The organism is Komagataeibacter diospyri (assembly GCF_006538165.1).
Classification (GTDB): Bacteria; Pseudomonadota; Alphaproteobacteria; order Acetobacterales; family Acetobacteraceae; genus Komagataeibacter; species Komagataeibacter diospyri.
Genome location: NZ_BDLU01000063.1, coordinates 201,518 through 214,036, shown reverse-complemented (window position 1 = coordinate 214,036; position 12,519 = coordinate 201,518). Strand labels below are relative to the sequence as shown.

Genomic DNA, 12,519 nt, shown 5'->3' with positions numbered 1-12,519 from the left:
GCATTCACTCGGCGCGCACGGGCATGGCCGTGATCTCCTGCCCGGCGATACCGGGCAGGAAAGTATCGATCCCCCGCCCCGTCACCGGGTCGCGCCAGTCCGGCATGACATCACGCAGCGGCAGCAGCACGAAGGCTCGCCCGGTCGCGCGCGGGTGTGGCACGACGGGATCGGGGCTGGCGCGCACAAGGCCGCCCATGGTGATGATGTCAAGGTCAAGCGGGCGGGCGGCATTGGCCACCGTGCGCCTGCGTCCGGCCGCAGCCTCGATTTCATGCAGGCGCGCCAGCAGCCATGCCGGGCCCACCTGCCCCGACAGCCGCACGACTCCGTTTACATAAGGCGGCTGGCCCGAAGGGGGCACCGGCGCGCTTTCATACCAGCGCGAAACCGCCACCACCGACAGGCCGGGCAGGCATGCAAGCTGGCCCACCGCCCAGAGGCAGGTCTCAGCCGCAGTTTCACCACTTTCACGTGGCAGGTTGGCACCCACAGCAATTGTTATATCGCCAGAACTGGAGGCAGATTGCAGCATTGTCATGTGAAAACAGTGTCCCGGACGGTTGCTGTCGGTTAGTAATCCCCGCATAGGGAACTTCCGGAATGGATCCAGCTTCTATGTATGCAGGGTTCATTTCTGCCAGACAACTTTCACTGCGCGGCAGAATACATGCAACGCAAATTTTAACACGGCTGTGACGTATTCACTTTTTTTGTTTCAGGGACAGACCATAAATGTTTTTTCAATCTCAGGAGCGGCTTTGTCTTTTTATAGACGGCACCAGTCTGTACTCCGCATCCCGCAATCTTGGATTTGAGGTCGATTACCGCAAGCTGCTGCAGTTTTTCCGTTCCAAGTCGAATGTACTGCGTGCCTATTATTATTCCGCCGTCCTGGACACCGAGGAATATTCACCCCTCAAACCGCTGACCGACTGGCTTGTCTATAACGGCTACTCACTCGTCACAAAGAACGCGCGTGAGTTCATCGACCATAACGGCCGCCGCCGCGTGCGGGGCAACATGGATGTGGAACTGGCGGTGGACATGATGGAAATGGCCCCGCACATAGATCATGCCGTCCTGTTCAGCGGGGATTCGGATTTCCGCCGCCTGCTGGAATCCATGCAGCGTCAGGGCGTGCGCACCACCGTGGTCGGGTCGATCAAGACTTCGCCGCCACTGATTGGCGACGAACTGCGCCGTCAGGCGGACCAGTTCATTGAACTGGCGGATATCGCGACCCACTTCATGCGCCGCCATATCGAAAACCGCCCCCCCCGCAATGCCGTCCCACCGGTACGCCATCCCGCTGACCAGATGAGCGAACACGACGAGGACTGAGACAGACCGCACCCCGCCCGCCACAGACTGCCGGGCGGGGTTTTTCGTGGGATCAGCCGTCCAGTTGCAGTGCCGTGCGCGTACGTTCGCGCACCTGCGCGCACAGGGCCGCGTCCTGCCCCAGCTTGGTGCCATAGGACGGGATCATTTCACGCAGGCGGGATTCCCACTGCGGCAGGCGATCGCCAAAGCAGCGCTGCAGCACCGTCAGCATGATTGGCGCCGCCGTGGATGCGCCCGGTGATGCCCCCAGCAGGCCCGCGATCGACCCGCCAGCCCCGGTCACCACTTCGGTGCCGAACTGCAGCACGCCGCCACGCCTGGCATCCTTCTTGATCACCTGCACGCGCTGGCCTGCGGTAATCAGTTCCCAGTCCTCCTTGCGTGCGGTGGGGACGAAGTCACGCAGCGCCTTCAGGCGATCCTCGCTGGACTGCATGACCTGCTGGATCAGGTATTTTGTCAGCGGCATGTTGTCGCGCGCCACCGCCATCATCGCCCCGATATTGTCCATACGGATGGAGCGCGGCAGGTCCAGCCACGACCCCTGCTTGAGGAACTTGGTCGAAAACCCGGCATACGGACCGAACAGCAGGCCACGCTGCCCGTCAATCACGCGCGTATCCAGATGCGGCACCGACATGGGCGGCGCGCCGACCGATGCCTTGCCATATACCTTGGCATGATGCTGCTGGACCACATCGGGGTTGGTGCAGCGCAGGAACTGGCCGCTGACCGGGAAACCGCCAATGCCACGGGCTTCGGGTATGCCGCTTTTCTGCAACAGGTGCAGCGCGCCGCCGCCTGCGCCGATGAACACGAATTTCGCGCGCACCTTGCGCTCGCCCCCGCCATGCACGGCACGAACGGAAACATCCCACCCGTTGCTGCCTGCGGGCTTGAGGTCTTCCACTTCATGCGCGAGGTTGAGATCAAAGCCCGGCTTGCCCCGCAGCAGGTCGATCAGACGATGGGTCAGCGCGCCGAAATTCACGTCCGTGCCCGCCGGGTGCCAGGTGGCGGCCAGCGGCTGGCCGGACTTGCGGTCCTGCATGACCAGCGGCATCCACTGGCGCATCTGCCCTTCATCGGTTGACAGCGACATGCCGGCAAACAGCGGGTGTTCCTGCAGCGCCGCATGCCGCCTGCGCAGGAAATCCACGTTTTCAGGCCCCCAGACGAAGCTCATATGCGGGATGGGATTAAGGAAGTCGCGTGGTGAGGCGATCTGCCCCGATTCCACCAGATAGGACCAGAACTGGCGTGAAACCTGAAACGCCTCGTTAACGTTCACGGCCTTGGAAATATCCACCGTCCCGTCAGGGCGCAGCGGCGTGTAATTCAGTTCGCACAGGGCGGAATGGCCGGTGCCGGCATTGTTCCAGCCATTGGAACTTTCCAGCGCCACGTCATCCAGCCGCCCGAACAGGGCAATGGACAGGCCCGGCTCAAGCTGGCGCAGCAGCGCGCCCAGCGTTGCACTCATGATTCCGCCGCCAATCAGGACCACATCATAGGTGGAAGCGGCAGAGGAGGGATTCGAGGTCATGGCATTCTCCGGATCGGCATCGGAAACCCGCTGCGTGGCTGTTCATCGGCTGGACCGGGCAGCCACCCGGCGGCGCGGGGAACCCGGCCTGATTGCACGTTCATGTCAGTCACCGGCACACGGGGCATGACCCCACGCCGGGTAGTCGTCAGCCCTTTCCTTGCCACCATGTGCGCCATGGCGGGGCATCATCTCTGCGCGAGGACGGCAACCCGCGCCACCACGCCAGGGACCGGACGCCGCGGTTCACACCGTGCCTGCCGCCGGAAAACGCCACCCGCCAGCATGGACAACATCGCGCGAGCGGGCCGCCCCTCCTTACACGCATCATACGGGACCGTCATCCGCATTGATCCATGCTGGCCGTCGGATTCCCGCCATAACCCTGCTGGATCATGACCGCCGCCACCATGCATGACAGCACGCGCACCGGCACGGGATCGGCGCGACTGGTCAGGATGACGGGCACGCGCATGCCCATGACAATACCCGCCGCCCGCGCCTGACCGATAAAGGTCATCTGCTTGGCAAGGATATTTCCGGCCTCAAGGTCGGGCACCACCAGTATGTCTGCCTGTCCCGCCACGGGGGAGACCACGCCCTTGCAACGCGCGGCCTCCGGGCTGACAGCGTTGTCCAGCGCCAGCGGGCCATCCAGTACCGCGCCTGTAATCTGGCCGCGTTCGGCCATCTTGCACAATATGGCCGCATCCAGCGTGGAGGGCAGGTCGGGATTGACCATCTCCACCGCTGACAGGACCGCAACCTTCGGCCGGGCCATGCCCAGCATGTGGCCAAGGTCGATGCTGTTCTGGACGATATCGCGCCGGGCCTCGAGATCGGGGGCGATGTTCACCGCCCCGTCCGTCACCAGCAGCACGCGCGGGGCCTGTGGCGCATCAAGGACATAGACGTGGCTCATGCGCCGGGTCGTGCGCAGGCCACCTTCATGGTGGCCCAGTTCATGCAGGAAGATGCGCGAATGCAGCGATCCCTTCATCAGGGCCGCAACCGTCCCCTCACGCGCCATGCGCACGCCTTCGCGCGCGGCGTCACCATCGGTGGGCACGTCAACATTGCGGCAACCGGACAGCGTGACGCCTGCATCCTTCGCCATCTGGCCAATCCGGTCGGCAGGGCCGATCAGCACTGGCGTGGCCAGACCCGCATGCGCGACCTCTGATGCCGCCTGCAACGCGGGCACGCTGCAGGGATAAACCACGCCCAGCGCCATGGGCGGACGCCCGGCCAGGGTGCGTGCAAGATCGTCAAAAAAATGCAGGCTGCGCATCATGTCTCCTTCCCGTGGCGGACAGGCTATGCGCACCTGATGCCACAGGACCCTGCCCTCCCCCGCCATCATCTTTGTGCGAGGCATGGCCGCCGCGCGTCATCGGGGCGTGACGCCATGCATGCCATCGCCCACCTTATGCACCGGCCCACGGGCCATCACGAAACAAGCTAAGGAGAACCCGCATGTCCACCGCTCCGCTGATCGGTTTTGTCGGATTTGGGGCCATGGCGTCCCGCATGGGGGCCAATCTGGTCAAGGCTGGCTACCGGATCGTGGCTTACACCCCATCGGGCAAGGGGGGCGACGGCAGCACCCGGTTCCTGCCCACCCCACGCGCGCTGGCGCAGGAAGCCGATATCGTCATTGCCTGCGTGCCGGATGACGACGCACTGGACAAATCCATGAACGGTCCCAACGGCGTACTGGCGGGCATGAAGTCCGGCGGCCTGCTGCTCAACACCAGCACGGTTGCACCCGAAACATCCGTAGCCCTGGCGCAGGTGGGCCACGCGCGTGGCATTACCGTCATTGACGCCCCCGTGGCCGGCAGCACGCCAGAGGCGGAGTCGGGTAACCTTATCGTGCTGGCCGGTGGCACGGCCGCCGATATCAGCCGCGCGCAGGGTATTTTTGACGCCATTGGCCGCCTGACCATCCATGCCGGGCCTGCAGGCAGCGGGTCGAAGCTGAAACTGGTCATCAACGGCATCATGGGCGCGACCCTTGCGATCGTGGCGGAAGGCGTAACTTACGGGCTGGCATCCGGGCTGGACCGGGACATGCTGTTTGACGCGCTGGATGAGGTGCCGGTGATCTCACCCCACCACAAGCGCAAACTGAAGGCGGCGAAGGCTGGCGATTTCAGCCCCCAGTTCCCCGCCCGCCTGATGCAGAAGGACATGCGCCTGCTCATGACCGACGCGGCGCGCCAGACCGCGCCCCTGCCCGCCATGGCCGCTGCAACCCAGAGCCTGTCGCTGACCCGCCGCCGCCACCCGGACGAGGATTATTCCGCCCTGTTCGCCGTCATGGAAAGCATGGTGGCCAATACTCCATAATCCTTTGAAAATTAATAAAAATTTTTGGTAAAGCTTTTTTTCAGGAAGCTTCGAAGAACGCCGCCTTTCTGAAACAGGGCGGCACCCAAAAACTTCTGTTATTTTCGCCTGTGGATTGTCCCTAGACCCGCCCGCGCAGCAGCGCACCCATGACCGCCAGTCGGTCGCCCATGCCACGGGGGGATGCATCCGCATCGTTCCCCACATGCCCGCGCATGTCCCGCAAACCAAGGACAGCAGGCAGTCCCGTGGCAAGGGCCGCGCGTGGCAGGCGCGGTCCCTCACGCACCATGTCCAGCCATTCGCGTCCCTGCTGGCGCAACCCGTCGCGCAGGGTGGCGATCTGGGTGGGCGTGGCCTGCCCGGTGCGCAGGCCGTCGCGTGTCAGGCCAACCGCCGCCAGTGCATCCTCGGGTAACGGGCATCGCCCCGCGCGCAGCACGACAGGCAGGTAACGCACCAGTGCGCCCGCACCATAAATCCCGCCCATAAGGCGTATGCGCGCCAGCAGTGTGGGGTCGGTAAAGCCCGCCGCCTGCGCCATGGCGACCTGCACGCCACCCGCGCCATCCAGCATGGACGCCTGCCATGCCGCTCCGTCGGGCAGGCCATCGAGTTCACATTCGCGTGCCATGATGATGCCCTCCAGCGTCTCGCGCCGCACCATGCCGCGCCCCAGCAGCTCCAGCAGCGCCACCGCCGTATCGTGGCGCTGCGCATTGCCGCTTTCCAGCACGTCGCGCCACCACTGCAGCCGGATCAGCCCCGCCATCGGGCCTGCAACCGCCCATGACGCGGGTGTCGCCACCGCCCGCGTACATTCATGGTTGAAGGCGATCAGCACCATCGCCGCCATGCGCGCGGCGGGGGGGACGAACAGCGCACAGAAAAAGCGGTCAGGGTCGATACGACGCGCCTCATGCAGGAATGAGGCCCCTGTGCCCGCCGGCTGGCATGCATCCATCTGCCCCGTCATGGCGTTTGGTCCGGAAGGCGTGGCGCGGGGGTGTTCATGTGACCGTCACTTGACGCACCCGCTCCGCACCCATAGCAATCTTGGTATGGCGGCTTCATGCCGCTCCTTGCAATTCCCAGGAGAATGTTCATGGCTTTCGAATTGCCGTCCCTTCCCTTCGCCTACAATGCCCTTGCCAACCGTGGCATGTGCCAGGAAACGCTGGAACTGCATCATGACAAGCACCATCAGGCCTATGTGACGGCGCTGAACGGATTTGTCGAATCCAAGCCGGAACTGCAGGGCAAGTCGCTTGAGGAAATCATCCTCATGGTCAAGGGCAAGCCTGACCTGGCGCCCGTGTTCAACAATGCGGGACAGCATTGGAACCACATCCTGTTCTGGCAGAACCTTGCCCCCAAGGGCGGCGAGATCCCCTCATCCCTGTCCAAGAAGCTGGTCGAGGACTTCGGCACCATTGAAAAGTTCAAGGCCGATTTCAAGGCAGCCGCCGCATCGCAGTTCGGCTCGGGCTGGGCATGGCTGGTGCTGGCATCCGACGGCAAGCTGAAGGTGACCAAGACCGCCAACGGCTCCAACCCGCTGGCCGAAGGCCAGGGCAAGGTGCTGCTGGGTCTGGATGTATGGGAACACTCCTACTACCTCGACTTCCGCAACCGCCGTCCCGACTACATCACCAACTACCTGGACAAGCTGGCCAACTACGAGTTCGCCGAGGCGCAGCTTCAGTCCGCCTGATTGCCTGATTTCAGGTAACAGACCGAAAAACCCGGCCTTGCGCCGGGTTTTTTGCGTAACGGGTCACGATGCTTCCTTCACGCCCCCGAATGTGCCCGCCCGCCCAATGCCCGCAGCGGGGTGCCGCGCATCAGTTCCACCTCGATCTGTTCCAGCGTCATGCCACGCGTTTCGGGCACGCGCAGCGCCACCATGACCATGAACACCGCGTTCAGCCCGGCATACCCCCACAGCACCCCGTTCGCACCCACGATTTCCAGCCCGGTCAGGAACGTGGCGCTGACCAGCATGTTGGCGATCCAGTTGGCGCAGGTGGAACACGCCATGCCGAACTCACGCCCGCGCAGCGGCAGGATTTCGGCACAGAGCAGCCAGGTCAGCGGTCCCGCCGCGAATGCGAACGCTGCCACGAACACCAGCATGCACACCCCCATAAGCAGCCGCATACCCGGCATGGGGGGCATGCCATGCGCCACCATGGCCGCCTGCCCTGCCATGGCCAGTGCCATGACGGCAAAACCGCCGATCAGCATGGGCCTGCGTCCGATCCGGTCCACGCAGGTCGTGGCGATACAGGTGGACAGCAGGTTGATGAACCCGATCCCGACCGGTCCCCAGACCTGCACATAATGGCCATACCCCACCAGACCGATGATGTAGGGAGCGTAGTACAGCACTGCGTTGATGCCCGAAAACTGCTGCGCCACCTGCAGTCCCACCGCCAGCCACATGGCCCGGCGGCAGTTCGGGTCCTTCATGAAACTGCCGATCCCGTCACGGCGCGCGGCCAGCCGGGCCATGATGGCGTTGCGTTCGGCCATGACCAGCCGGGGCAGGCCACGCAGTTCGATCAGTACGCGGCGCGCGTCCCGCTCACGCCCCTGCGCCAGCAGCCAGCGCGGGCTGGGCGGCAGGAACAGCACCCCCATCATGAATACCAGCCCCGGAAAGCCCACGACGCCCAGCATCCACCGCCATCCACCGAAATAGGAAAACAGCCCGTCGGACACGAACGCCGCCAGCAACCCGCATGAGATCATGAGCTGATAGCCCAGTATCATCGCGCCCCGGCGCCCGGAATCGGCGATTTCAGCAATATAAAGCGGTGTGGTGAACGTGGTCGCCCCGGTCGCCAGCCCCAGCATCAGCCGGGCCAGCATGAGCGTGCGGTAGGATGTGGATTCGGCACATAACAGGGGACCGATCACGAACAGGCCCGCCGTCAGCACCAGCGTGCGCTTTCGTCCGCAGCGATGCGACAGCCATGCCGCCCCCAGCACGCCAATCGCGGCACCCAGCAGCATGATGCCCACCATGGATTCGCGCTGGAAATCCGACAGGATGAATTCCTGCGAGATCAGGTCCAGCGCACCGGACATGACACCCGTATCCAGCCCGAACAGGATGCCCGACAGCGCCGCAAGACCACCGATCAACCCCGCACGTCCCCGCAGGACCGGCCCATGCCGGATGGTGGGGCCAGTTTCTGCGTTGCCGGGCTGCCTGTGCATCATGCCTGCTCCTGATGTTACAGTAAGCAACGGCACAATGCGGGGGAAGTTCACCCCCGCCTGCAGTCAGGCGGGGAAAAGGGCGTCAGCCGTTCTTTGCGGGCTTGTCCGGGGTGGCATCATTCGCAGGAGTGCCCGCGCTGGTAATGACCGAACCGATGGTGTCACGCAGCACGTTCACGCGCACGCCGGGTGCGATCTCGACCTCGACCTCGTTCGATTCCGCCTGGACTTTCTGCACCACGCCGATGATGCCGCCCGCCGTCAGCACCCGGTCACCCCGACGCAGGCCCGCAAGCTGGTTGCGCAGCTGCTTCTGCTTGACCTGCTGTGGGCGAATCAGCAGGAAATAGAAAATGGCAAACATGGCCACGTACGGCAGCACGGCCATGATGCCGTCGCCACTCAGCAGGCCGCCGCCAGCCGACTGGGCATGGGCGGGAGTGGTCAGCAAATCATTGATAATGGAAGGCATTATGATCTTTCCGGCATAATGAAGGATTGAACGGGTTGCGACTTTGTCATGCGGACCATAGTTTTCGCCTGTTTCCCGTCAAGGCGTTCGCCTGTCCCGTTCGGCCAACGCGCTCCGGATCACCTGGTGGCATACGCTACCGCACACAGTCATGCTGGAATCAGGAACGACGATGGACAGCACTTCCCTCCCCCTTCTCGAACGTATCGCCGCCGCCCTTGAACGGCTGTCACCGCCCGCCCCCTCGCTTGCCGGACTGGATCAGGCGGATGCCTTCATCTGGCATCCCGGCCTTGGCCGCCTGACGGCCGTGCCCCATGTCGCCCATGTGGACATGGCCCTGCTGCAGGGCATCGACCGCCAGCGGCAGATGCTGCTGGACAACACGCTGCATTTTGCAAGCGGCCTGCCGGCCAACAACGCCATGCTGTGGGGCGCGCGCGGCATGGGCAAGTCATCGCTGGTCAAGGCGGCCCACGCGCAGGCAAATCTGGTTGATGGCAGGCCCGCGGCGCCGGGCAAGGGGCGACTGGTACTGGTTGAAATCCAGCGCGAGGACCTGTCCACCCTGCCTGACCTGCTGGCGCTGCTGCGTGAAAGCCCGCGCCGCTTCATCGTCTTCTGCGATGACCTGTCGTTCGAGCGTGAGGACGCGGATTACAAGGCCCTGAAATCGGTGCTGGATGGCGGGATCGCCGGGCGACCACAGAACGTGCTGTTCTACGCCACGTCCAACCGCCGCCACCTGATGCCGCGTGAAATGATCGAGAACGAAAGTTCAACGGCCATCAACACGGCCGAAGCAACGGAGGAAAAGGTCTCGCTGTCCGACCGTTTCGGCCTGTGGATCGGGTTTCACAACTGCGCGCAGGATACCTTCATGAACATGGTCCGCGCCTATGCCAGGGAACGCAGCCTGCCGATCACGGATGCGGACCTGACCCGGCGGGCCAATGCGTGGTCGCTATCGCGCGGTGGCCGGTCGGGACGTGTGGCGTTCCAGTTCATTGAAGACCTGAGCGCGGAACTTTCGGCCCGAGCATGATCCATAACATGGATTGATCCATATCCAGCCTGCCATGGTGGCGTTACCATCAACATCCATGGCAGCAGCGAGGGAAACCGTCGGGGCATGGCGCCACAATACATTACAAAACATTATGGCGCTGAACCATTTGCCCTGAGAGTAAAAAACATTCTTAATATCGCCATGGCGGCACGATACGGTCGAACATGCATCACCTTCCGGCATGTGACCGGCATCCTGTTCCATGGCACATCCGGCTGCCATGCCCTGTTAACAGTCAAGAGAGACAATGGATCAGTCGTTATCGCCTGACAGCATGCAGTCCTCCGCCCCGGTCACCGGGCGGGATCTGCGCCGAATTCGTGCCAACCCCGATTTCTGGTACCCCGTCGCCTGGTCGCGGGAGCTGAAGCCAGGCAAAACCATAGGCACCCGCTATGCCGGGCAGCCCATTGCCCTCGTCCGCCCCAGGGAAGGCGGAAGCGTATTCGCGCTGGAAGACCGCTGCGCCCACCGTCAGGTCCCGCTGAGCAAGGGCACGGTCAAGGGCGAATCGGTCCAGTGCTGCTATCACGGCTGGGCCTATGGCCGGTCGGGCCGCTGCATTGACGTGCCGTATCTGGGTAAGGGCAAGCTGCCCAATGGCGTGCGCACCTATCCCGTGCGCGAGGTCGATGGCCTGATCTTTGTCTTCCCCGGCGATCCTGCCAAGGCGGAGACAACACCTTTTCCCCGTCTGGCGGAAGTAGCCAATCCGGCCTACAAGACCCGCCGCTTTGGCCAGCTTGTGCATTGCCACTACAGCTTCATGCACGAGAACCTGATGGACATGAACCACCAGTTCATGCACATGAAGCAGATGGGCCAGATGAAGCCCCGCTTCCTGGGCCAGGAACGTGGCCCCGGACTGGTGGAAGCGCGCTACAGCTTCGCGCGAACCGGCGGCAAGCAGCCGATTGGCGAGGCGCTAATCTTTGGCCAGAAGCGCGACAACAGCGAAAAATTCGCCCATCGCGACGTCATGACCATCCGCACGACCTACCCCTACCAGACGCTTCATATCCAGACGGGTGACAACGCGCCGGTCATGGACCTGTGGATCGCGTACGTGCCACAGGACGAAGCGGAACTGACCAACCGGGTGTTCGGGCTGCTGTCGATCAAGCGGCCGGGCATTCCGGGCATACTGGACCTGGCATGGCCGTTCCTGACCGCGTTCACCGAACGGATTTTCCGTGAAGACCGCGAGATCGTGGAACTGGAACAGAATGCCTGGTACGAACAGGGCGGCGACCGTAACCAGGAAATCTTCCCGGTCATCTGCAACCTGCGCGAACTGCTGGTGGAATGTGGGCTACCGGCCGGGCAGGACGCCCCGGCACCGGTTGCCAGGGGCGCCTCGCCCGCATGAGCGTGCAGGGATTACATGGTTCAGGCACCCTACTGGATGCCGGGGAATACCGCCTGCGTGAAGTCCGCACGTCTGATGCAGCCACCATGCACAGGCTGATCAATGACTGGAGCGTGGTGCGGATGCTCAGCCGCGTTCCATTCCCCTACTCGCTGGCCCTGACTGAAGAGTGGATTGCCGCCACCATCGAACAGTCCCAGCGCGGGGAAGCCTATCATTTCGCCATTACATGCCCCGGGTCCGATCAGCCTGATTCGCTGATCGGATGCATCGGCCTGCGCATCAACAGTGCCGACCGGTCATGTTCGCTGGGGTACTGGGTGGGACGGGCGCACTGGAACCGCAAGGTCGCCAGCACCACGGCGGGCCGACTGGCGCGCTGGGCGCTGGCCAACCTGCCGGTAGACCGCCTGACGGCATCCGCGGCGCACGACAACCATGCCTCCGTTGCGGTGCTGAAGCGGATCGGCTTTCGGGAAAACGGGACGGGATCGCAGGAATTCGTCTCACGCGGGGGGGAATATCCCGTCCGTCTGTTCGAAGCACGCCATGCCGACCTGTCGGGAGAGGCAATGGCCGAGGAAATGGCGCAGGCTGCGGACACGACCCGCAAGGTCGTGCTGGTCGCGGCCGTGGCCCTGGTGGATTCGGACGCCCGCGTGCTGCTGGCCCGCAGGCCCGAAGGCAAGTCCATGGCGGGCCTGTGGGAATTTCCCGGCGGCAAGGTCGAAGCCGGGGAAACACCGGAAGAGGCCCTGATACGGGAACTGGATGAGGAACTGGGGCTGGACGTTGCACGCTCCTGCCTTGCGCCGTTTACCTTCGTTTCCCATGATTACGGGCATTTTCACCTGCTCATGCCCGTTTATGTCTGCCATCGGTGGAAAAACACTCCCACCGCGCGCGAAGGGCAGACCCTGAAATGGGTGGCAGCCCATGACCTGCGGGATTATCCCATGCCTGATGCCGACCGCCCCCTGATCCCGCTGCTGCAGGATCTGCTGTAAGGGACGGCTTGGAAAAGCCTGCAGATCATAAAAGAAGTTTCTGAAGAAGCTTTTTTCAGAAAGCTTCAAGGAATGCTGCCTTTTAAAAAAGGCAGCACCAATTTTTATTTATCAATAATCTGTTTTCAA

Annotated in this window: 13 protein-coding genes; 7 read left to right on the top strand and 6 right to left on the bottom strand. The window is 63.2% G+C overall.

Features of this window, described 5'->3' with window-relative positions; all coding sequences use genetic code 11:
- Positions 1 to 4: 4 nt before the first annotated feature.
- Entirely contained in the window at positions 5 to 541 is a 537-nt protein-coding gene (gene folK / locus MSKU9_RS14915) for a 2-amino-4-hydroxy-6-hydroxymethyldihydropteridine diphosphokinase (RefSeq protein WP_193557711.1), read from the bottom strand.
- A gap of 194 nt (positions 542 to 735) precedes the next feature.
- On the opposite strand from folK, the gene MSKU9_RS14910 reads away from it, so the two are divergent.
- Positions 736 to 1,344: a LabA-like NYN domain-containing protein gene (locus MSKU9_RS14910; protein ID WP_141262160.1), complete on the top strand. Its 609-nt coding sequence runs from the start codon at positions 736 to 738 to the stop codon at positions 1,342 to 1,344.
- Positions 1,345 to 1,396: 52 nt separating this feature from the next.
- Here MSKU9_RS14910 and MSKU9_RS14905 read toward each other — a convergent pair whose 3' ends face one another.
- Both MSKU9_RS14905 and MSKU9_RS14895 read right to left on the bottom strand, forming a co-directional pair.
- Positions 1,397 to 2,893, bottom strand: a complete 1,497-nt coding sequence (locus tag MSKU9_RS14905) for a malate:quinone oxidoreductase (protein ID WP_141262159.1) — start codon at positions 2,891 to 2,893, stop codon at positions 1,397 to 1,399.
- A 340-nt stretch (positions 2,894 to 3,233) separates the two neighbouring features.
- The gene (locus MSKU9_RS14895) at positions 3,234 to 4,187 is read right to left on the bottom strand and encodes a bifunctional enoyl-CoA hydratase/phosphate acetyltransferase (RefSeq protein ID WP_141262223.1); all 954 of its coding nucleotides are present in this window, start codon (positions 4,185 to 4,187) and stop codon (positions 3,234 to 3,236) included.
- A gap of 182 nt (positions 4,188 to 4,369) precedes the next feature.
- Here MSKU9_RS14895 and MSKU9_RS14890 point away from each other — a divergent pair, with 182 nt between their 5' ends.
- Positions 4,370 to 5,245, top strand: coding sequence for an NAD(P)-dependent oxidoreductase (locus tag MSKU9_RS14890; RefSeq protein ID WP_141262158.1), 876 nt, complete (start codon positions 4,370 to 4,372; stop codon positions 5,243 to 5,245).
- 121 nt (positions 5,246 to 5,366) lie between these two features.
- Here the strand turns inward: MSKU9_RS14890 and MSKU9_RS14885 are convergent, their stop codons facing one another.
- Complete coding sequence (locus tag MSKU9_RS14885; protein WP_141262157.1) at positions 5,367 to 6,221, bottom strand: squalene/phytoene synthase family protein; 855 nt, start codon at positions 6,219 to 6,221, stop codon at positions 5,367 to 5,369.
- A gap of 129 nt (positions 6,222 to 6,350) precedes the next feature.
- Between MSKU9_RS14885 and MSKU9_RS14880 the strand changes: the two genes are divergently transcribed.
- On the top strand, positions 6,351 to 6,959 hold the full coding sequence (locus tag MSKU9_RS14880) for a superoxide dismutase (RefSeq protein WP_141262156.1): 609 nt from the start codon (positions 6,351 to 6,353) through the stop codon (positions 6,957 to 6,959).
- Between the two features lie 77 nt (positions 6,960 to 7,036).
- Here MSKU9_RS14880 and MSKU9_RS14875 read toward each other — a convergent pair whose 3' ends face one another.
- Positions 7,037 to 8,470: a sugar porter family MFS transporter gene (locus MSKU9_RS14875; RefSeq protein ID WP_193557714.1), complete on the bottom strand. Its 1,434-nt coding sequence runs from the start codon at positions 8,468 to 8,470 to the stop codon at positions 7,037 to 7,039.
- 85 nt (positions 8,471 to 8,555) lie between these two features.
- Entirely contained in the window at positions 8,556 to 8,945 is a 390-nt protein-coding gene (yajC, locus tag MSKU9_RS14870; protein WP_141262154.1) for a preprotein translocase subunit YajC, read from the bottom strand.
- Positions 8,946 to 9,117: 172 nt separating this feature from the next.
- On the opposite strand from yajC, the gene MSKU9_RS14865 reads away from it, so the two are divergent.
- The 4 genes from MSKU9_RS14865 (at position 9,118) to mutT (ending at position 12,390) form a co-directional block, all read left to right on the top strand.
- On the top strand, positions 9,118 to 9,990 hold the full coding sequence (locus MSKU9_RS14865) for an ATP-binding protein (RefSeq protein WP_141262153.1): 873 nt from the start codon (positions 9,118 to 9,120) through the stop codon (positions 9,988 to 9,990).
- An 87-nt stretch (positions 9,991 to 10,077) separates the two neighbouring features.
- Entirely contained in the window at positions 10,078 to 10,284 is a 207-nt protein-coding gene (locus tag MSKU9_RS18145) for a hypothetical protein (protein ID WP_162515748.1), read from the top strand.
- Positions 10,262 to 11,383 (top strand): aromatic ring-hydroxylating oxygenase subunit alpha, encoded by a 1,122-nt coding sequence (locus MSKU9_RS14860; RefSeq protein ID WP_162851967.1) that lies wholly within the window; start codon positions 10,262 to 10,264, stop codon positions 11,381 to 11,383. The genes MSKU9_RS18145 and MSKU9_RS14860 overlap by 23 nt, the downstream gene beginning before the upstream one ends.
- On the top strand, positions 11,380 to 12,390 hold the full coding sequence (gene mutT / locus MSKU9_RS18840) for an 8-oxo-dGTP diphosphatase MutT (protein WP_141262152.1): 1,011 nt from the start codon (positions 11,380 to 11,382) through the stop codon (positions 12,388 to 12,390). Before MSKU9_RS14860 ends, mutT begins: the two co-directional genes overlap by 4 nt.
- Positions 12,391 to 12,519: the final 129 nt, after the last annotated feature.